We start from the raw sequence: 21,349 nt of genomic DNA, 5'->3' as shown, positions 1-21,349 counted from the left end.
GGTGGATCTATGATTACTCTTGAACAACGATTAGCTGAGATAAAAGTTGTCCCAGTTATTGCGATTAACGATGCCAAACAGGCGGTTCCATTAGCTAAAGTCTTGGTGGAGAACGGCCTACCCTGTGCCGAAGTCACGTTTCGCACTGAAGCGGCAGAAGCGTCAATTCGGTTGATGCGTGAAGCGTATCCAGAGATGTTAATTGGTGCAGGCACCGTATTGACAACAGAACAAGTGGATAAAGCACAGCAAGCCGGTGCTGATTTTATTGTCAGCCCAGGGCTAAACCCAACCACAGTGAAATATTGCCAGCAGCGACGCATTGCGATTGTCCCTGGGGTCAATAATCCAAGCTTAGTTGAACAAGCAATGGAAATGGGGTTAACCACATTAAAGTTTTTCCCTGCTGAACCTTCTGGTGGCATTGCGATGCTTAAATCACTGGCGGCTGTTTATCCGGTGCGGTTTATGCCAACCGGTGGTATCAACCCCGGTAACGTGCAAGATTACCTTGCTTTAAGCTCCGTTGTGGCGTGTGGTGGAACATGGATGGTGCCGACTGAACTGATCGACCGCGGTGACTGGGATGCGTTAGCGCAACTGATACGCGAACGATAATCGAGCAAGCCAACCGTAAGGTTGGCTTTTTCTCTAATGTCAATAGACCCTAGCGACGTCGATGTCGCTTTTTTTGTCAACCATCTACGCTATGATATTGATAAGTAATAAATGCTAACAATTCTTTGAGTGGCTCGCCGACAAACAGTGTTACATTTTGAGTGATAAACCCGTTTGGGTGGCCTCTCTTTTTCGTGGGATCTGTGAACATGCAAGAAAATTATAAAATCTTAGTGGTTGATGATGATGCACGCTTACGTGCACTGTTAGAGCGCTACCTATCTGAACAAAGCTTTCAAGTCCGGAGTGTGGCAAACAGTGAGCAGATGGATCGTTTACTCAAGCGGGAAACCTTTCATCTAATGGTGTTAGATCTGATGCTACCGGGAGAAGATGGCCTCTCGATTTGTCGCCGCTTGAGAAATGCCAACAACACCATTCCCATTTTAATGCTTACCGCAAAAGGGGATGAAATTGATCGCATCGTTGGGCTTGAAGTGGGTGCCGATGACTATCTACCCAAACCCTTTAACCCGCGAGAGTTACTGGCACGTATTAAAGCAGTTTTACGTCGTCAAGTCATTGAAGCACCGGGCGCACCGAGTGCCGATGATACCATTGTCGAATTTGGTGAATTTCGGCTCAATTTGGGCACACGAGAAATGTTTCGTGGTGATGAGCCTATGCCGTTAACTTCAGGAGAATTCGCCGTACTCAAAGCGCTGGTCACCCACGCTCGTGAGCCGATGTCGAGAGACAAATTAATGAATATGGCACGAGGGCGAGAATATTCTGCAATGGAGCGCTCAATTGATGTGCAGATTTCACGTTTAAGACGGATGCTAGAAGTGGATCCCAGTAAGCCGCGTTACATTCAAACCGTATGGGGCTTAGGCTATGTCTTTGTTCCTGATGGAAAATCAGCCAGTTAATTGAACGAAAAGCCAGTGGTGTGACTGGCTTCTCCAGCGGACCGATGCGGCATCTGCCGTGGTACTCCTTTTCTCCCCCATTGATTGTAGGTGCCTTATGCGCATTCGCAGCTCCTTTACCCAAACGTTATTACTCTTTTTTACTTTGTTGATTGCTAGCCAAGCCTACTCCTACTATGCATTAATCAACTACGCCATTATCCCCAGTTTGCAGCAGTTTAATAAAATTCTTAGCCATGAAATCAGCCTGATGTTGGATGACTCGTTTAGCGAGTTAGACCATGAATTGGATACCTCAATGCGTTTACGAGTGCTGGAAAAACTGGGCGTTGAATTATTCCATGCTGACAGCTCGGCAGGAGAGCAATTTCAGCGGGCGATCAGCATTGACTTAATGAGTGAAGAGATGAGTAAAGAGCTGGGCTCATTCACGCAAGTTCGTATGGGGGTAGGCAAAGAAAGCTATATTTTATGGATGAAGATCGAAGCACTACCAGACAAAATATTACGGATTCCTCTTTCTGAGCTGAGAGAAGAGGATTTTGCCCCATTATTTCGTAATAGTATTGTGGTGGCGATTTTCATTCTAGTCGGAGGTTGGTTATTCATTCGCTTACAGAATCGCCCATTGAGCCTGTTAGAAAAAGCCGCCCTCTCGGTGGGACGCGGTGAAATTCCGCCACCTATTGCCGAAAAAGGGGCCAGCGAAATCCGTGCGGTCACTCGGGCTTTTAATCAAATGTCTCAAGGCATTCAAGCATTAGAAGAGGATCGGGCACTACTGATGGCCGGGATCAGCCATGATTTAAGAACGCCATTAACACGTATTCGCTTAGCCACCGAGATGATGTCACCAGAAGATAGCTACTTAGCGGAAGGGATCATTAGCGATACTGAAGAGTGCAATGAAATCATCAGCCAGTTTATGGACTATTTAAAACCGGTCGATAAGCAGACGTTTCAATCGGTCGATTTAAATGACATTGCCAGTGATGTCGCGTGTTCTGAAGGTGGATATGAAGTGCAGATCGATGCGCAATTATCACAAGACATTGAGCCAGTGTTTGGCAACCCGATTGCGATTAAGCGGGCGGTCAGTAATTTAGTGGTTAATGCCCTGCGCTATGGCAATGGCTGGGTGCAAGTGAGCACTGGGATCACCGCAGATAAAAAAATGGCTTGGGTGTGTGTGCAAGACAATGGCCCAGGGATTGAGCCCAGCCAAGTCAATAAAGTGTTTGAACCCTTTATTCGTGGCGATACCGCTCGAGGAAGTGAAGGCACCGGACTTGGGCTGGCGATTGTAAAACGGATTGTAAGCCAGCACCATGGTGCGGTGGTGCTCAATAACCGTGCCGAAGGCGGCTTAAAAATTCAACTCAGTTTCCCAACCCAATCTCGTTAGATTATTGAAGCGGTTGCCCAGAACAACCGGCTTGGGGGAAGGTGCGAGATGTTCTAACTGGGTTTAAATATTAAGCGTCATCAAGTTTATTGACTATCATGTGAAGAAAGTACAGTTATCCTCGGTGACGCGAGCGCGATAAGCATTGCGGGCATTTTATTCTTGCTCTAGGGCTTGCTCGGTTCTGGTTGCTTTAGCGCGAGCGTTATGCTCGGGTAACAGCAAGTTAAGCACAATGGCGGTAATGCCACCTGCGGCGACGCCAGATGAGAAAATACTCTTAATAAACTCGGGCATAAATTGCAGAATTTCTGGTTTTTGTGCAATACCTAAGCCCATTGAAAACGACAGAGCCATAATCAAAATCGCACGTCGGTCGAGGTCAACGCGAGAAATAATTCGTACCCCGGCTGCGGCAATAGTGCCGAACATCACAATGGTGGCCCCCCCGAGTACCGGCTCTGGGATCAGTTGTACAAAACTTGCCACTCCGGGAAATAAACCCAGTAAAACCAACATTGCGGCAATAAAGTATCCGACATAACGGCTGGCGACACCGGTGAGCAAAATTACCCCATTGTTTTGGCTAAACGTGGAATTAGGAAAACTATTAAAGACAGCCGCTAGGGCCGAGTTCAGGCCATCGGCCAAGACGCCGCCCTTAATCCGTTTCATATAAATTGGGCCTTTGACCGGCTCGCCAGACACTTCCGATGTGGCGGTAATGTCTCCAATTGCCTCTAACGCGGTGATCAAGAAAATAAGAACTAAAGGAATAAATAACGACCAATCAAAACTGAGCCCGTACTGCATTGGGATCGGCAGCGCCATCAAGCTACTTTCTGGCTTTTGGCTGGTATCCACCATGCCCATCAAGTAAGCCATGATATACCCCACCACCATGGCAATCACAATCGAAGCGACTCGGACATAAGGGTTTCGGGCGCGATTTAAGATCACAATCAAGGCCAATACGGTGCCCGCTAACGCTAGCTTATCTAAACTGCCGAACGTGCCATCACTTAATGCGGCATAACCACCGCCGATAGAGACAAGGCCAACTTGCACCAAGGTTAAGCCGATCAAGGTTACCACAATACCGGACACTAATGGGGTGATGATACGTTGGGCAAACTGCAAAACGCGCGAGAGCAAAATTTCCGCAAAAGAGGCGACTAAAATGGTACCAAAGATGGCCGCCATCATGCTGGAGATATCGGCACCACCAGCTTTTAACGCTAAACCTGCGCCAATAATTGGGCCTAAAAAGTTAAAGCTGGTGCCTTGAATAGAGAGCAAACCGGAGCCAATCGGGCCGAAGGTGCGAATCTGAATAAAGGATGATAAGCCAGAGGCAAACAGCGACATGCTAATGATGGTGTTGGTTTGATCCGCAGGAACCCCTAATGATTGACAAATAATCAAGGACGGTGTGATGACCGCAACAAACATGGCAAGCAAGTGTTGCAGTGCCGCAAATAGGGTTTGTGGTAGAGGTGGACGATCATTTAATTGATAGATCAAGTCCGATTGGCGTGAAGCGTGTGGCTGACTCATGGTGTTATTCCTAATCGTGTCTGGCTGAGTGCGCTGAATGGGCAGTCACCGTCGAGTTGAGTGTTTACCTGTGATTGCTGTTAATCAGGCTCAACTCTGAGTGTTAATAACCATCAGGTTATTTTGGGCGGCGATTATAGAGGTTTTTATCAAAAAAGCAAACGATTGCTTTTGGGCGTTGATCCCTTGCTCTGTTATGGTGGGTAAAAGTACGCCACCGCAATTAGGCTTTGGCGTAAACGTCTCGTTCTGCTAACCAACGCTCAATAATCGCTTTCGCATTGGTGGGATAGTGATCGTGAATATGACGCGCAAGGCGTTGTACTTCAGGAATCAGCGATTGATCGCGAATTAAATCGGCAATTTTAAAATCGGCTAGGCCGGTCTGCTTGGTGCCCAAGAGTTCGCCCGGGCCTCGAATCTCTAAATCGCGCTGCGCGATAACAAAACCATCATTGCTTTCGCGTAATACGCCAAGGCGTTTTTGAGCGGTTTTTGAGAGTGGGGCGTGGTAAAGCAAGACGCAATGGCTGGCGACAGAGCCTCGTCCGACTCGGCCACGTAATTGGTGCAGTTGTGCTAATCCTAAGCGCTCTGGGTTTTCAATGATCATTAAACTGGCATTTGGGACATCGACCCCAACTTCGATAACGGTCGTCGCGACCAGTAGATGCAGTTGGTTGTCCTTGAAGGCTTGCATAACTTGCTGTTTTTCAGCTGCTTTCATTCGCCCATGAACTAAACCAATATTGAGTTCGGCTAATTGTTGCTGCAGTTCTTGTGCGGTATCGGCAGCCGCTTGTGCCTCCAAGACTTCTGATTCATCAATTAAAGTACAAACCCAATACGCTTGTTTATGTTCGTTAAGGCAAGCGTGTCGAACCCGTTCAATGATGTCTGCGCGTTTGGTGTCTGGAATCGCCACGGTCTGAATCGGTGTTCGACCGGGAGGCAGTTCGTCAATCACTGAGGTTTCTAAATCGGCGTAAGCAGTCATGGCTAAGGTGCGAGGAATGGGTGTGGCGGTCATAATTAACTGATGTGGATACGCTCCTTGTTTAGCGCCTTTCTCACGCAGCTCAAGACGTTGATGGACACCAAAGCGGTGTTGCTCATCAATAATCACTAACGCGAGTTGATGAAACGCCACTTGCTCTTGAAAGAGCGCATGTGTGCCCACCACCATTTGCGCCTCACCACTGGCAATGCGGGCAAGTTCAGTTTGTTTGGCTTTACCTTTCAATTTACCCGCTAACCAGCCGACAGCAATACCCATCGGTTCAAGCCATTGGCTAAAATTAATCGCGTGCTGTTCTGCCAGCAGTTCGGTCGGAGCCATCAGTGCGACTTGATAACCGTGTTCGATAGCTCGAACTGCGGCTAGGGCGGCAACAAGGGTTTTTCCTGAACCCACATCACCTTGAACTAAACGCATCATTGGGTGCGGTTTAGCAAGGTCGGCTTCGATTTCACGCACCACGCGAGCTTGGGCTTGGGTTGGGCTAAAAGGCAATTGAGCTAACAATTGATGTTTTAATTGCTGGCATTCTGGCAACGGAAGGGCCGTATCTTGCTGGCCTTGACTGCGCACCGCTAGCATGGATAAGTTTTGGGCCAATAATTCTTCCATGATCAAGCGAAGTTGAGCGGGATGACGCCCTTGATCAAAGAGGGTGAGGTCGAGGCCTGCCGGAGGACGATGAATGGTGTGCAGTGCTTGAGCGAGAGTCAGTTGATTAGGATATAACCCACTGGGTAATAGATCATCCACCGCCGCTTTATCGAGTAAACTTAACGCTTGCTCAGTGAGGTTACGCAAGGTGGTTTGCCGTAACCCTTCAGTGGTGGGATACACGGGGGTTAAGTGGGTTTCGGTGACGCTCTCTTGCGTGGCGGTAAAAAACTGGTAGTCAGGATGGATGATTTCTAACCCCTGATGACCACGCTTGATTTCACCGTAAGCGTAGATGGGTTTTCCCTCGGCAAAATTATTTTTCATCGCCGCAGTAAAGTTGAAGAAGCGTAAGGTGAGGGTGCCATTGCCATCACTGATTTTGACCGTGAGCATTTTTTTACGACCAAAATGGGTGTCCACCGCCATGACCTTACCTTGTACTGCTGCCCATAACCCAGGGTGGAGTTTGATGATGGGATAAATTCGAGTACGGTCTTCGTAGCGCAGCGGTAAATGGAAAAGTAGATCTTGTACGCTGTGTAAGCCAACTTTAGCCAATTTTTCAGCGACTTTAGCGCCGACACCAGAGAGTGACGTTAACGGGATAGCTGAAAGAAGTTGCGACATAGGATCAACCCACTGAGTTAGGCTCAATGGGCTTTATTCAACCATTGAGCTGTGTATTTGTACAGGGAAATTATCCGCGTTGCATCGCGTTCCACCAATTTGGGTCGGCGATAATCTCGCCTTTTTCATTTAATGATGGGTAAGGCAGCCCTTTGCGTTTAGCGACCTTGGCTAAGACCGGATGGCCTCGTTCAAACAAAATGCGTTGAATGGTCTGCTCGGATAGCGGACTTTGTTCTCGTTGATACATGCCCGCTTGTTGCCGTTGCCGTTGAGCCTCGTAGAGAATCAGCGCGCAGGCGACCGAGACATTAAGCGATTGCACCATCCCAACCATGGGGATGACAATATCTTGATCAGCTAACGCTAAGGCGTGGTGAGAAATACCCGTTTTTTCACTGCCAACGACGATGGCGGTTGGTTGGGTATAATCAATGGCCCGAAAATCCACCGCATGCTCAGATAAGTTGGTCACCAGTATTTGCATACCTTGCGCTTTCAGATGGGTGATGGCCTCTTGGGTACTATCGTGAGTTTCGACCTCTACCCAGTTACGAGCACCAGCAGAAGTGTGGCTCAGCGTTCGCATGGGTTCACTCGGCCAGACGGCATGGATTTGGTGCAGTCCTACCGCATCTGCAGTCCGAATGACAGCAGAAACATTATTCGGTTTATGTACCTCCTCCAAGCAAACGGTTAAGTCTGGCTGGCGTGCTTTGAGCACCTCTTGAATACGTAAGTAGCGTTCTAAATTCATAACATGGGTATCAGTTTTTGTGTCTACGCTGCGCAAGTGTGATCAGCAGCCGTGACATCTTGATCAATAAAAAGCCCTTGTTGTGATGCAAGGGCTCAATTCGTCGGGGGCGCTTAGTACCGTCTGCGCCGAACTTTAAGCGTATTAGGCATAACGCGGATTTTACGCATGATATTGGCTAAATGGACACGATCTTTGGTGGTGAGTAATACCATCACCGTATACAGCCGACCATCACGCTCTTCGGTTGAAAGCCCGTGAATATTGGAACCTGTATTGGAGATCACATTGGTGAGATCAGCCAAGGCACCTTGCCGGTTGTGCATATCTACCCGTAATTCGGTAATGAACTCTTGATCGTAATCTTTTGTCCATTCGACGGCCATATACTTATCGGGTTCTTTTTGATAACCGCGCACGTTAGGGCAGGTTTCTCTATGTACCACGAGGCCGCGTCCCGGAGAGACATGAGCAATAATCGAATCATCAGGAATCGGATGACAACAGTTGGCGAAGGTTAATAAAATGCCTTCTGCGCCACGAATCGGGAGTTTTTTCTTCGGCGTACCATCTTTATTGATGCTCTCTGTCAATTCATCAGCGTCACCTAATAAACGGCGGGCAATGACAATGCTCATCAGTTCACCGAGGCCGATGGCAGCGAGTAGATCGTCCTCTGTTGCCAGTTTAAGCCCAGTCAAAACATGCTTGATGTTGTCTTGGCTGATATCGCTGAGTGAGAAATCGCCGAGTGCATGATTGAGTAAGCGACGACCTAAGGTGATCGACTCTTCTCTGCGCATGGTTTTTAATACTTGGCGAATTTTGGTTCTGGCCCTTGAGGTGACTACATAGTTGAGCCAAGCGGCATTCGGCCTTGCGCCTGGCGCGCTGATGATTTCAACGGTTTGGCCATTTTTTAGCGCTTTACTTAGAGGATAAGGCGTACGATCAACTCGCGCGCCAACGCAGGTGTTGCCGACATCGGTATGCACAGCATAGGCAAAATCGACTGCGGTGGCTCCCGCCGGTAGTTCGACAATCCGTCCTTTCGGGGTGAAAACGTAAATCTCATCAGGGAAGAGATCAGATTTAACATTTTCAATAAACTCAAACGAGTTGCCCGCACTTTGTTGTAACTCGAGCAAGCTTTGCATCCAACGCTGCGCTTTAACTTGGGCGGTCGTGCCACCGCGCTCTCCATTGGTTTTATACGACCAATGGGCCGCGACCCCTTTGTCGGCCATTTGATCCATATCTTCGGTACGAATCTGAACCTCAACAGGCACGCCATGTGGCCCAACCATCGAGGTATGCAGAGACTGATAACCATTGGCTTTCGGTACCGCAATGTAATCTTTGACACGACCCGGACGTGGTTTATACAGGCTATGCACTTGGCCCAATACGCGATAACAGGTATCGGCGCTATCGACAATGACTCGAAAGGCATAAATATCCATAATGGTATGGAAGCGTTGCTCTTTGGTTTTCATCTTGTTGTAGATGGAATAAAGATTTTTTTCGCGTCCAACCACTCGTGCAGGCAAATGAACGTCATGTAATCGACCTTCAATTTCACTGTGGATGCGTTGAATCATCTCTTTACGGTTGCCCCGTGCCGCTTTTACGACTTCTTTTAGTACTCGATAGCGGTTGGGATATAGGGCTTCAAAACCGAGTTCTTCTAGCTCTGTTTTGATATTGTGGATGCCGAGCCGGTGTGCAAGCGGGGCGTAGATCTCTAAGGTTTCACGAGCAATACGGCGTTTTTTATCCGGTCGTAATGCACCTAAAGTACGCATGTTATGTGTACGATCCGAGAGTTTGATTAAAATCACGCGGATGTCTTGCACCATAGCAAGCACCATTTTACGAAAATTTTCCGCTTGCGCTTCTTTACGGTCTCGGAACTTAAGTTTGTCTAGTTTGGAAACTCCATCGACCAGTTCAGCAACGGCGGTACCAAATTGGTTTTCCAGTTCTTCTTTGGTTGCAGGCGTATCTTCAATGACATCGTGGAGTAGGGCTGCTTGGAGCGTTTCTAGATCCAAGCGCATTTCTGCCAGAATTCGAGCGACGGCAACCGGATGAATAATATAAGGTTCCCCGCTGGAACGGGTTTGCCCCTCATGCGCATCTCTTGCCACGATATAAGATTGGCGCAGAGCCTCTATTTGAGGCTCTGTGAGATATTCTTGGGCAACATCTTTGAGGCTGTCGAATAGATACAAATTTCAGGCCCGAATGTTGAGTGATTCCTGAGACAGAATCAGCGGTTGTGCACGATGCTGCTAACCGCGGCTAGTTCTGCTGCTTCTTGCTCTTGTTGCTCTTGGCGCTCACGAGCATCCAGTACGTCTTTCGTGATAAGACCTTCTTCGATTTCGCGTAAAGCGATAACCGTGGTTTTATCGTTCTCTTCTGGCACTAGAGCGTCTTTACCACCAGTTTGAATTTGACGAGCGCGGCGAGCCGCAATCAGAACTAAGTCGAAACGGTTGCCAACTTTTTCAACAGCGTCTTGAACAGTTACGCGTGCCATGAGAACTCCAAATAGTTAACTAAAATATGATTGACGAGAAAGTATACAGCCTAACGTTAATAGATACTAGCGGCAGGCGGTGACCAATTTATTGTTACGGAATTAGTCCGCTAAAAGTGCGGAAAGCATGCTGCTATATTTAGCCGCTTGTTTATCTTGCTTCAATCTTTCCGCGCGCAAGATGGCTTTAAAATCGACTAACGCGGCATCGAAATCGTCATTGATGATGACGTAATCGTATTCACGGTAGTGAGAAATTTCTGAACGTGCTTCACTCATACGTTTTGCGATAACGCTTTCGCTATCTTGACCGCGAGTGTTTAACCTGCGCGCTAACTCTTCTTTTGAAGGCGGAAGAATAAATACACTTCTTGCGTGTGGCATCTGTTCGCGGATTTGACGAGCGCCTTGCCAGTCGATATCTAAGAACACATCAATGCCTTTGCTCAGCATTTCTTCAATCCATACCCGAGAGGTTCCATAATAGTTACCGAATACCTCGGCATATTCAAGAAATTCGCCTTTTTCAATTAAGGTTTCAAAATGGGTTTTTTCGACAAAGTGGTAGTGTACACCGTCTTGTTCACCGGGGCGCATATCGCGAGTGGTGTGCGAGATCGACACTTTCATCGCGTAAGTTGGATTTTGTTCCAATAATGCCGCGATCAGGCTCGATTTTCCTGCGCCACTTGGGGCTGAGACAATGTAAAGAGTACCGTTACCCATTTGTTTGATTCCACTTTTGGTTGGGAGACAAGTGAAAAACGAAGCTTTCACTATGCTAAAGCTAGCACTGACCGAGTTATTTTGACACAGAAAGTGGTTATTTTGGTCAGAAAAATGGAGGCGAAGATTAGCATGATCGGAAGGATCTTCTCAAGTAAAAGCTGAGTTGATGCCTGTCTATTGATAAAATAAAGGTCAAACGTTTGCTTGAGATTAGGGGCTTGCAGGGGCGAGTGGTTAAGGTATAATCGCCGCCCTTAATGGGAAATGCGACTGCTTTCCTGTGTAATAACGATATGACAGCTTCGGCTGCGATTTGGGTTCCCTCACCCCCAAACCAAACGAAAAAGGTTCAATATGAGTCATTTTACCCCTGCGCAACAGCGCAAAGCGTTAACTTACTTGGTGCTATTCCATTTAGTGATTATCGCTTCTAGCAATTATTTAGTGCAAATCCCGTTTACGATTTTCGGTTTTCATACCACTTGGGGTGCGTTTACTTTTCCATTTATTTTTTTAGCGACCGATTTAACGGTACGTATTTTTGGTGCTGGACTGGCTCGGAAAATTATTTTTTGGGTGATGTTGCCCGCCTTGCTGGTCTCTTACCTGCTGTCTGTGGTTTTTTATGAGGGGCAGTTTCAAGGCTTTGCCCCTTTGGGTGATTTTAACCTGTTTGTCGCTCGTATCGCAGCGGCCAGCTTTATGGCTTATTTGTTAGGTCAGATTATGGATGTGCATGTCTTTAATCGGTTACGCCAAATGAAGCAGTGGTGGGTGGCACCGACAGCCTCAACTTTGTTTGGTAATGCGTTGGATACGGTAGCTTTTTTTGCGATTGCATTCTATCAAAGCCCCGACCCTTTCATGGCACAGCACTGGACAGAGATTGCTCTCGTGGATTACAGTTTTAAATTGATCATCAGTTTAGGCTTATTTGTACCCATGTATGGGGTGCTGCTAAATTACTTGATTGGTAAACTGACCTTAGTGAACCCAGCATTATCATCGCAGCAAGTGCCCAGTAACTAAATCATCGCATTACGAAGAAATAATTAAAAAGCCCAGAAAACGCTGGGCTTTGATCATGCTTGTTTCTATTGGCTAGTGGTTATGAGCTTCACCAGCCCCTTTAGGATAACGAATCGACTCGACCATCTCCTGTACATCGTCTGGTACTTGTGCGGTAAATTTATTGACCACCATGGCGACAACGAAGTTGAGGCACATACCGAGCGTCCCAATCCCTTCTGGGCTGATCCCGAACCACCAGTTATCCGGCGTACTCGCGGTTGGGTTGATGAATTTAAAGTAGATAATATAAGCAGCGGTAAAAATGACGCCAACGATCATGCCACTGATGGCCCCTTCTTTATTCATCTTTTTATAGAAAATACCTAAGATAATGGCAGGGAAGAAGGAGGCGGCGGCTAATCCAAAGGCGAAAGCGACGACTTCAGCAACAAAGCCCGGAGGGTTAATCCCCAAATAACCGGCACCGATAATCGCTACTGTTGACGCTAGCCGCGCGGCTAAAAGCTCTTGTTTATCGCTCATGTTGGGTTTAAAGCCTTTTTTGAGTAGATCATGTGAAATGGCGGTTGATATTACAAGTAATAATCCGGCCGCCGTTGAAAGGGCCGCCGCTAGGCCACCGGCAGCAAGCAGAGCAACAACCCAGTTGGGGAGTTGTGCGAGTTCTGGTGAGGCAAGCACAATGATATCTCGGTTTATTTGCATTTCATTTCGCTCATCTCCTGAGTAGAACATTTTGCCATCGCCATTTTTATCTTCCCATTTGACTAATCCTGTACTCTCCCAGTTTTGATACCAGCTTGGCGCTTCAGCTGCGGTCACCCCTTGCATGTCTGGGCCATTGATGGTGTCTATCATATTTACTCGCGCAAAGGCGGCGACAGCGGGAGCCGTGGTGTATAAAAAAGAGATAAATAGTAGAGCCCAACCGGCAGAAATGCGTGCATCGGAAACTTTAGGGACGGTAAAAAAGCGAATAATAACGTGAGGAAGTCCGGCGGTTCCGACCATTAATGCGGCACAAATAAAGAACACATCGACCATACTCTTGGTTCCGTCGGTATAAGCATTGAAGCCTAACTCCTGAGTTAAACCATCTAATCGAGTGAGGAGGTATTCATCACTGCCCGAAAGTGTTGATCCAAAACCAACTTGTGGAATAGGGCTACCTGTCATCATTAGTGAGGTGAAGATAGCAGGCACCATAAAGGCAAAAATCAAGACGCAGTATTGAGCCACTTGGGTATAAGTAATTCCTTTCATGCCACCCATCACGGCATAGAAGAACACAATCGCCATACCGATGATAATCCCTAGGTTAATATCCACTTCTAGGAATCGGGCAAAGACGACCCCGACACCGCGCATTTGTCCGGCAACGTAGGTGAATGAGACAAAAATGGCGCAAAATACCGCAACCATTCGCGCAGTACGAGAATAGTAACGATCGCCGATAAAATCGGGCACGGTAAATTTACCAAATTTACGCAGGTAAGGCGCGAGGCATAGGGCGAGTAAAACATACCCTCCTGTCCAGCCGAGCAAGTAAACGGTACCATCGTAACCGACAAAAGAGATGATGCCTGCCATTGAAATAAAAGAAGCCGCTGACATCCAGTCAGCAGCCGTTGCCATGCCATTGGCCACAGGATGGACGCCGCCACCAGCGACATAAAATTCACTGGTTGAGCCCGCTCGAGCCCAGACTGCAATCCCGATGTAGAGGGCAAAGGTGATGCCGACCAAAATAAAGGTCCAAGTTTGAATATCCATATGATCCACCTTTTAGTCTTCCTGAACTTGGTATTTTTTATCAAGCGCGTTCATACGCCAGACATAGACAAAGATTAAGGCGACAAAGGTGTAGATGGCACCTTGTTGTGCAAACCAAAATCCTAATTTAAAGCCGCCGAATTGAATGTTATTTAGGGGTTCGACGAATAAAATGCCTGCCCCATAAGAGACGGCAAACCAGATGGCGAGTAGTGAGCCCATGATGGTTAAGTTTTCTTTCCAGTAGGCTTGTGCGTGTTTGGTTGATTCGAACGCCATAACCTTCTCCTTTGCGATAGTAATAGGTGTTAAAATTTTGTTAACACCTGTAGGTTAGCAGTCTTTCGGTAAGGGATCTGTGCAACTTTAGTCTGGCGTTTTTTTTATTTTATTTTTTTATATTCAGTTGGTTATGTTTATTTTTTGATTTTATTTGCTGAGGTTGGTTGATGAATGTAGCCAAAAGTATAATAAGCCAGCTGAATGGCTGACTAAACAGAGCGGTGTGGTGGTATCAACGTTTTGCGAAGAAGAGAAAGGGTGTGCCTGACATTATTTACGTAAAGTTTTCGTTAAGAGGTTATGAATTTGTGCACAATACTGGGTGAAATTAGATTAACATAGTGATGCGTAGGGCTAGGGTATGATGGATACAATTGGGAGGATAAGTGGACGCAATAACAATTAATGGCTTTTTTCTGGTGGGTGCCTTACTGATTGCATTAAGTGTATTGCTAAGCCCTGTCTCTTCTAAGTTAGGAATCCCCATTCTGTTAGTGTTCTTAGTTGTCGGTATGCTTGCTGGAGAAGATGGCGTTGGGGGGATTGTTTTTGATAATTACTCGCTTGCTTATTTGGTGAGTAATCTCGCTCTGGCCATTATTTTACTTGATGGGGGAATGCGCACACGTGTCAGCAGCTTTCGTGTCGCATTTTGGCCTTCTGTTTCGTTGGCAACCTTTGGTGTAGCAGCAACGACCTTGTTAACAGGGTTGATGGCGACTTGGCTATTTGATCTGACCTTGTTGCAAGGTGTGTTGGTTGGCGCGATCGTTGGCTCGACCGATGCGGCGGCCGTTTTCTCTTTGCTGAAAGGGAGAAGTTTAAATGAACGAGTAGGTGCCACGCTGGAAATTGAGTCAGGCACTAACGATCCGATGGCGGTATTTTTAACCGTGACGCTGATTACGGTGCTTGGTCATCAAGGAGTGGAATTAAGCGCTGGGTTTTTGGCGTTAAGCTTTGTGCAGCAATTTGGGATAGGCGCAGTGCTCGGTTTAGTGGGTGGGTGGTTGCTCTGGAAACTGATTAACAAAACGCAATTACCAGAAGGACTTTATTCCATCCTGACGGTCAGCGGTGGACTGATTATTTTTGCCCTTTCTAATGCGTTAGGGGGCAGTGGAATTTTGTCTATCTATTTGGTGGGGCTCTTGCTTGGTAACCGCCCAACGCGTAGTCGTCATTCAATACTCAATGTGCTTGATGGCATGACCTGGCTCGCTCAAATCGGTATGTTCTTGGTGTTAGGCTTATTGGTGACGCCGTCTAATCTGATGGCTATTATGTTGCCCGGGTTGGCGTTGGCGTTCGGGATGATTTTCTTTGCTCGACCGCTCTCGGTTTGGATTGGATTGTTGCCGTTTAAGAGCTTTACTGCGCGTGAAAAATGGTTTGTCTCTTGGGTTGGTTTAAGAGGGGCGGTGCCTATTATTTTAGCGGTTTTTCCAATGATGGCTGGATTACCAGAGGCGCAACTCTACTTCAATTTAGCGTTTTTCGTGGTCATGGTCTCCTTGGTTGTGCAGGGCGGTACATTGACTAAGGCGATGAGTTTGGCGAAAGTTGAGTTGCCTCCGAAACCAGAACCGATTTATCGGACCGGTGTCGAGGCTTTTCCTACGAGTGAATGGGAGCTTTTTGTTTACACGCTAAAGCAAGATAAATGGTGCATCGGTGAACCGCTGCGTAACTTATTTATGCCGGAAGGAACTCGGATCGCTGCAGTATTTCGTCAACAGCAACTGTTACACCCTTCCGGCAGTACTCAGTTGCAAGAAGGCGACATTCTGTGTGTGTTAGGGCAAGAAAAAGATCTTCAAGCATTGAGCCAACTATTTAGCGAAGCACCGGAAAAAGCCTCTTTATCACGTTTCTTTGGGGATTTTTTCTTAGATATTGACGCTAAGTTGGTCGATGTTGCGCTGCTGTATGGGTTGGATCTTGGTCAGCTCGATCATCAAATGACGCTGCGAGAATTGTTGACTGAGCATTTGGGTACCACTCCCGTCTTAGGCGACCAGTTTGAGTGGTATGGCTTACACTGGATCGTGGCGGATGTGGTGGATTGGCAGGTTACCAAGGTGGGTTTGCGGTTGCCTTTATCTTCTGAAGTGGCTGAAGGAAGCTTAGACCATTAATTATTCATGCACCTGCTTTAATAAAATAACGGCCTGTGTCCGATTCTTCACGCCAAGTTTGCGGAAAATGGCCGTCATATGCGCCTTAATGGTTGCCTCAGAAACATTCAGTTCATAGGCGATCTGCTTATTGAGCAGCCCATCAGATAACATGCCTAACACTTTGTATTGTTGTGGCGTTAATGCGGCAAGCTTTTCGGTCAAATCGTCACAAGCGGCGTGATTGGTAATCAACCCTTCTGGAAAATAGGGATCACCATTGAGGACTTGATTAAGCGCATTGATCAAAGTTCGCATATCACTCGACTTAGGGATAAAGCCGAAAGCACCGTGGGTTTTTACTTGTGACACTATGGTCGGTTCTTCATTGGCAGACACGACCACAATCGGTAGCTCCGGGTATTCGGATCGCAATTGAATTAATCCTGACATCCCATTGGCTCCGGGCATTTTTAAATCCAGCAACAGTAAATCAGGGTCTGCTTGTTTGTCTAATAGACTCAGGAGAGCCGTTAGTGAGTCGGCTTCCAGAAGGTTGGCTCCGCTGACAGCCATATGTACGGATTGGAAGAGCGCATTACGAAATAGCGGATGGTCATCTGCAATAATGATGGTGTAGCTTGAGTCCATGATGTTAATTACTTTTGACTATTTGGTTATCGAAATTATTACCTTGTTTGACTTGAGGGACAATCGCGAGACATAAAAACTCTGAACTGTATCCCTCTTTTTGCTGATTCACGGCCAAATTATTCATAGCCAAACCATTCACGGCTAAACCATTCACGGATAAACCATTCACGGATAAACCATAGCGCCAAACGAGTGATGGCTCGGTGTAGCGCTGAAGATGGTTATAGGTTGAACTTATCCAGATGAGCGAGAAAAGGTTCTTCAGGCATAAATCCGCTGATTTGTGCTTGAGGAAGCCGTTGTCCTTGATCATCCCAGAAAACAATGGTGGGTAAGCCTAACACTTCAAGGTATTTCAATAACTCAATGTCTTGCGGTTGGTTCTTTGTGACATCGGCTTGCAGTAAGATAAACGGTTGCAGCTTGCTTTCAACCGATGGACGGTGGAAGGTGTATTTTTCAAACTCTTTACACGCCACGCACCAGTCGGCATAAAAATCTAACATGACCGGCTTCCCTGCGGTTTTGGCTAATGCCAGTTGCGCTTCTAGCTCTGCAACGTTATCAATGCGTTGAAACATGGGGGCGGTTTGCTTAACTTGATAGCCGGCCGGATTGAACCAGTGGTTAAGTAGCGGCTGAGCAGATGCTAATAAGCCTAGAATGGCAATAATCCCAAGTAAACTCTGTTTCCATCCGGCAAAAGGCAGGCTATTTTTGATGTGATACAACCAGCCAAACGCCGTTAAGCCGAGGAACGACCACAGTATGGTTGACCAAAAAGAGGGTAAGATCCGTTCGAGTAAGAAAATCGGTGCAGCAAGTAATACGAAGCCAAATAAGACTTTGACTCGGTTCATCCATTCTCCTGCTTTAGGCAGCAATTTATTACCAAATACGGCCACGAGTATCAACGGAATTCCCATGCCTAGCGCTAAGGCATAAAGAGCAAGCGCTCCGGTCAGCAGATCGCCACTTTGGGCAACGTATAGCAAAGCCCCTGACAGCGGCGCTGTGGTACAAGGTGAACAGACTAAACCAGAAATGATGCCCATGATAAAGACACCCCCGAGTCGGCCGCCTTGTTGCTGTTGGCTCAATTGGTTAAGTTTGGTTTGTAGTGAACTGGGAAGTTGTAAGCTGTATAAGCCAAACATCGAGAGGGCGAGGCTAATAAACAGCAGGCTTAACCCGATTAAGACATAAGGGTGTTGCAGTGCCGCCTGAAATTGTAAGCCAGCCGATGCGACGACTAAACCAAGCAAAGTGTATGTAACGGCCATCCCTTGCACATAAATAAAGCTTAATAACAAGGCGCGGCGATGAGACAGCGAGCCTCCACCGAGTACAATACTGGTGAGGATGGGGTACATAGGTAAAACACAAGGGGTAAATGCAAGCCCAATTCCGAGTAGTAAAAAGAGCAGCGGTGTCCAGCGGCTTTGGGCCAGTTGTTCAGTCAGTGAGCTTGCGGATGTCGTCGATACGGCGCTCGGCGTTAAGGACGGATTATTGTCCTGGTTGAGGGTGGTCGGTTTAGCCTTGAAAGGCGCGATCTGAATGATACGTGTTTCTGGGGGATAGCAGAATCCTGCCTTGGCACAGCCTTGATATTCGACAATTAATTGCGCACCGGGTTGATAGCTATTTAAGGGTAACACCAGCGAGAGTGGCGCATCATAAATAGTCACCTTGCCAAAAAATTCATCTTGATAAGGTAAGCCGTCAGGTAACGTGTATTCGCCGAGTTGTGCTTTCTCGACGTGAATAGACAATTTATCTTGGTAGAGGTAATAACCTTCCTTGACTTGCCAATCGAGAAATAATTGATCATTTTGCTGGAAAAAGGCGAATGGAAAGGCGCTATCAACGGAAACAAACCGGTTTTGCGGGTTAAAATCGAAGCCACTTTTCGTCTCAAATGCAGCGAATAGCGGCGAACTAGTGACGGACGTTAAGAGTAATAAGAGAGCAAGAAACAGGCGCATTATCACAACATATGAGTTAATCGAAAACGCTACTATATACGAGCTCTTGTTGAAGATACAGTAAGTGAATTATCTTAATATTTTCTTACAAATAATTTAGACAATACAAGATTGTCAGATACACTATTTGCTTTGCGATTGACGCAGTCGCTGTCTTTGAACTTGATAACAAAAGGTTAGGAACGATGCAAGGTATCCTTACTATCCAGTCACACGTCTCTTTTGGCCATGCGGGTAACAGCAGTGCTGTTTTTCCTATGCAACGGATGGGATTTGAAGTGTGGCCCATTCATACGGTCCAATTTTCTAACCATACTCAATACCCTCAAGGTTGGACTGGACGAGCTTTTGCCGCAGAGGATATTCGAGAGCTGGTACGCGGGTTAGCCAACATTGGAGCGTTAGAAAAATGCCAAGCTGTTCTGACGGGTTATCAAGGCAGTGCGGAACAGTGTTTGGCGGTTGAAGAAACGGTCAACAAGGTGAAGCAAGCCAATGCCGAAGCGCTATACATCTGCGACCCGGTGATGTCTGCTCCAGACAAAGGCTGCATTGTGGCTCCGGGTATCAGTGACTATCTGTTAACTCGTTTGATGCCGTTGGCTGATGTTATCGTGCCGAATCAATTTGAATTAAGCCAGTTTGCTGAGATGGAGATTCAAACATTAGATGATGCGCTACTGGCTTGCCAAAAAGCCCTCAGTAAAGGGCCGAAAATGGTATTGGTGAAGCATTTATACTGTTTATCTGACACCGAGTTCCATATGTTGTTAGCGACTCAAGACGGGGTCTATTTAGCCCAACGGCCTCAATTTGAATTTGACCGAGCGCCCGTTGGGGTTGGGGATTTAATCTCCGCGCTGTTCACCGCTGGTTTAGTTAAAGGCTGGGGAGCAAAACAAGCATTTCAGCACTGCCATGATGCTTGCTACGGCGTTTTGGCGGCCACCTATCAAGCGAAAGAATGGGAGTTGCAAACCATTGCCGCGCAGCAAGAATTTGTTCAACCCAGTTTGCATTTACCGTTGCAAGTGATCACACAAGCTAACGCGGCTTAATGGTTTAATCCATTTCTGTCAGACATTAAAAAGCCGCGAGGGTTACCCTCGCGGCTTTTTGATTCGTTACGCGCTGATTAGAGCAAAATATTGGCTAGAAGTAGACCAAAACCAATACTAAATACCATGCTCAATAAGCCCGGTAACATAAAGCTGTGGTTAAAGATGTACTTACCAATCCGTGTTGTTCCCGTGCGGTCGAAGTCAATCGACGCAATGATGGGGCCGTAGTTTGGAATAAAGAAGTAACCATTAACTGCCACAAATACCGCAATGATGATCGCTGGTGGTAGGCCAAGAGTAATCGCTACCGGCACCAATACTGCCGTTGTTGCGCCTTGACTGTTTACCATCACAGAAAGCGCAAATAGGGCGAAGGCAAACGTCCATGGTGCGACTTCAACCAAGCCTGAAACGGCTTCTTTTACCATATCACTGTGACCGGCAATAAAGGTGTCCCCCAACCAAGCAATACCGAAGATAGCGACAATGGCACGCATCCCGGCATGGAACACCGAACCTTGGCTAATCGCATTGCCATCAGGCTTACAGGTTAAGATGATCAGTGCCGCAATCGATAGCATGACGATTTCGATTGTATGGGCCATCCCCATTGGTGAACCATCAAAATGGGGACGTAAGCTTGGGATTGCGCCCATGAATACGACGATAATGGCACCAAATAAGAAGAGAGAGACAGATTTTTTCGCTTGAGGCGTAATGACAATATCTTCGACTTCAACCTCTTGCTCCATTTCTGCGCGGAATTCAGGATCTTGTAGACGACGTTGATACTCAGGATCATCTTTCAGTTCTTTACCAATTTTATTGACAAAGATACAAGCGCAAGCCAAACCAAGAAAAGTACTTGGAATGGTGACCATCAGTACATCACCTAGAGTGATACCTTGTGGTTCTAAAAATGCCACGAGAGCAACCACCGCGGCAGCAATCGGGCTAGCCACAATGGCAAACTGAGAGGCGATAACCGCCATACCCAATGGGCGTTCTGGACGAATGCCACTACGACGGCTGACTTCAGCAATCACAGGGAGTACTGAGTATGCCACATGCCCAGTACCAGCCATCATCGTAAAGAAGTAGGTGACTAAAGGTGCGATAAACGTGATTTGGCGAGGGTTTTTGCGCAAAATATTGCTGGCGATTTTGATTAAGTAGTCAAGACCACCGGCCGCTTGCATAGAAGCAGCTGCGGCAACAACGGCCATAATCATTAACATAACATCGATAGGGGGGCTGGTTGGATGCATGCCAAAGCCGAAGCTCAGTATCGCAAGGCCGATCCCCCCCATCACACCAAGTCCAATACCACCAATCCTTGCACCAATTAGGATACATCCTAATACGATAAGGAACTCAATTATAAACATCTTATACTCCTAAAGATTATTAATCATTCCTAACTCCCTTTTGCTGTCGGTCAAATGAGCGAACTCATCACATTAGCTAAGGGAAACTCATTAACGACAGAAAATAAAAAAAATGATTATGCCATGACATAGAATAAGTTTTTTCCATTTTTTGACCGTCAGAAAGTAAGAAGGCTCTGTTAATCAGAGCCTTCATCAATACGTTGCTA

18 protein-coding genes are annotated in these 21,349 nt (G+C 46.9%); 6 read left to right on the top strand and 12 right to left on the bottom strand.

What is annotated here, in order from left to right; genetic code table 11:
* Positions 1–9: 9 nt before the first annotated feature.
* The 3 genes from CAG57_RS12455 to envZ all read left to right on the top strand — a co-directional run bounded on the left by CAG57_RS12455 (position 10) and on the right by envZ (position 2,955).
* The gene (locus tag CAG57_RS12455) at positions 10–618 is read left to right on the top strand and encodes a bifunctional 4-hydroxy-2-oxoglutarate aldolase/2-dehydro-3-deoxy-phosphogluconate aldolase (protein WP_099610245.1); all 609 of its coding nucleotides are present in this window, start codon (positions 10–12) and stop codon (positions 616–618) included.
* Positions 619–827: 209 nt separating this feature from the next.
* Positions 828–1,550 carry an osmolarity response regulator transcription factor OmpR gene (gene ompR / locus CAG57_RS12450; protein ID WP_099610246.1) on the top strand — a complete coding sequence of 241 codons (723 nt, stop codon included), beginning with the start codon at positions 828–830 and terminating at the stop codon, positions 1,548–1,550.
* A 97-nt stretch (positions 1,551–1,647) separates the two neighbouring features.
* Entirely contained in the window at positions 1,648–2,955 is a 1,308-nt protein-coding gene (gene envZ / locus CAG57_RS12445) for a two-component system sensor histidine kinase EnvZ (protein ID WP_099610247.1), read from the top strand.
* Between the two features lie 156 nt (positions 2,956–3,111).
* Here envZ and CAG57_RS12440 read toward each other — a convergent pair whose 3' ends face one another.
* From CAG57_RS12440 to gmk, 6 genes are all read right to left on the bottom strand, one after another.
* Positions 3,112–4,512, bottom strand: a complete 1,401-nt coding sequence (locus CAG57_RS12440; RefSeq protein WP_161427573.1) for a uracil-xanthine permease family protein — start codon at positions 4,510–4,512, stop codon at positions 3,112–3,114.
* Positions 4,513–4,735: 223 nt separating this feature from the next.
* Complete coding sequence (gene recG / locus CAG57_RS12435; protein ID WP_161427572.1) at positions 4,736–6,814, bottom strand: ATP-dependent DNA helicase RecG; 2,079 nt, start codon at positions 6,812–6,814, stop codon at positions 4,736–4,738.
* A 70-nt stretch (positions 6,815–6,884) separates the two neighbouring features.
* Positions 6,885–7,571: a tRNA (guanosine(18)-2'-O)-methyltransferase TrmH gene (trmH, locus tag CAG57_RS12430; RefSeq protein WP_099610249.1), complete on the bottom strand. Its 687-nt coding sequence runs from the start codon at positions 7,569–7,571 to the stop codon at positions 6,885–6,887.
* 113 nt (positions 7,572–7,684) lie between these two features.
* Entirely contained in the window at positions 7,685–9,805 is a 2,121-nt protein-coding gene (gene spoT / locus CAG57_RS12425; RefSeq protein ID WP_161427571.1) for a bifunctional GTP diphosphokinase/guanosine-3',5'-bis pyrophosphate 3'-pyrophosphohydrolase, read from the bottom strand.
* Positions 9,806–9,843: 38 nt separating this feature from the next.
* Complete coding sequence (gene rpoZ, locus CAG57_RS12420) at positions 9,844–10,116, bottom strand: DNA-directed RNA polymerase subunit omega (RefSeq protein ID WP_099610251.1); 273 nt, start codon at positions 10,114–10,116, stop codon at positions 9,844–9,846.
* A gap of 102 nt (positions 10,117–10,218) precedes the next feature.
* Complete coding sequence (gene gmk, locus CAG57_RS12415; RefSeq protein WP_099610252.1) at positions 10,219–10,842, bottom strand: guanylate kinase; 624 nt, start codon at positions 10,840–10,842, stop codon at positions 10,219–10,221.
* A 357-nt stretch (positions 10,843–11,199) separates the two neighbouring features.
* On the opposite strand from gmk, the gene CAG57_RS12410 reads away from it, so the two are divergent.
* Positions 11,200–11,874: a 7-cyano-7-deazaguanine/7-aminomethyl-7-deazaguanine transporter gene (locus CAG57_RS12410; RefSeq protein ID WP_099610253.1), complete on the top strand. Its 675-nt coding sequence runs from the start codon at positions 11,200–11,202 to the stop codon at positions 11,872–11,874.
* Positions 11,875–11,946: 72 nt separating this feature from the next.
* Here the strand turns inward: CAG57_RS12410 and CAG57_RS12405 are convergent, their stop codons facing one another.
* Positions 11,947–13,650: a sodium:solute symporter family protein gene (locus CAG57_RS12405; protein ID WP_161427570.1), complete on the bottom strand. Its 1,704-nt coding sequence runs from the start codon at positions 13,648–13,650 to the stop codon at positions 11,947–11,949.
* Positions 13,651–13,662: 12 nt separating this feature from the next.
* Entirely contained in the window at positions 13,663–13,929 is a 267-nt protein-coding gene (locus CAG57_RS12400; RefSeq protein ID WP_099610254.1) for a DUF4212 domain-containing protein, read from the bottom strand.
* Between the two features lie 389 nt (positions 13,930–14,318).
* Here CAG57_RS12400 and CAG57_RS12395 point away from each other — a divergent pair, with 389 nt between their 5' ends.
* Positions 14,319–16,070, top strand: coding sequence for a potassium/proton antiporter (locus CAG57_RS12395; RefSeq protein ID WP_161427016.1), 1,752 nt, complete (start codon positions 14,319–14,321; stop codon positions 16,068–16,070).
* On the opposite strand, the gene CAG57_RS12390 is transcribed toward CAG57_RS12395, so the two are convergent.
* The 3 genes from CAG57_RS12390 to CAG57_RS12385 are packed head-to-tail and all read right to left on the bottom strand — an operon-like array spanning position 16,071 to position 18,691.
* A complete protein-coding gene (locus CAG57_RS12390) occupies positions 16,071–16,700 on the bottom strand; it encodes a response regulator transcription factor (protein WP_161427017.1) in 630 nt (209 codons plus the stop codon).
* Between the two features lie 4 nt (positions 16,701–16,704).
* Positions 16,705–16,872, bottom strand: a complete 168-nt coding sequence (locus CAG57_RS16070) for a hypothetical protein (protein WP_202597793.1) — start codon at positions 16,870–16,872, stop codon at positions 16,705–16,707.
* A 52-nt stretch (positions 16,873–16,924) separates the two neighbouring features.
* Positions 16,925–18,691, bottom strand: coding sequence for a protein-disulfide reductase DsbD (locus tag CAG57_RS12385; protein ID WP_161427018.1), 1,767 nt, complete (start codon positions 18,689–18,691; stop codon positions 16,925–16,927).
* A 185-nt stretch (positions 18,692–18,876) separates the two neighbouring features.
* Here CAG57_RS12385 and pdxY point away from each other — a divergent pair, with 185 nt between their 5' ends.
* A complete protein-coding gene (gene pdxY, locus CAG57_RS12380; RefSeq protein WP_099610257.1) occupies positions 18,877–19,749 on the top strand; it encodes a pyridoxal kinase PdxY in 873 nt (290 codons plus the stop codon).
* Between the two features lie 77 nt (positions 19,750–19,826).
* On the opposite strand, the gene CAG57_RS12375 is transcribed toward pdxY, so the two are convergent.
* Complete coding sequence (locus CAG57_RS12375; protein WP_161427019.1) at positions 19,827–21,140, bottom strand: anaerobic C4-dicarboxylate transporter family protein; 1,314 nt, start codon at positions 21,138–21,140, stop codon at positions 19,827–19,829.
* Between the last annotated feature and the right edge of the window lie 209 nt (positions 21,141–21,349).

The sequence above is a fragment of the Vibrio sp. V30_P3S12P165 genome (genome assembly GCF_009904905.1).
GTDB lineage: Bacteria > Pseudomonadota > Gammaproteobacteria > Enterobacterales > Vibrionaceae > Vibrio > Vibrio fujianensis.
This window is presented reverse-complemented; position numbering and strand designations above follow the sequence as displayed.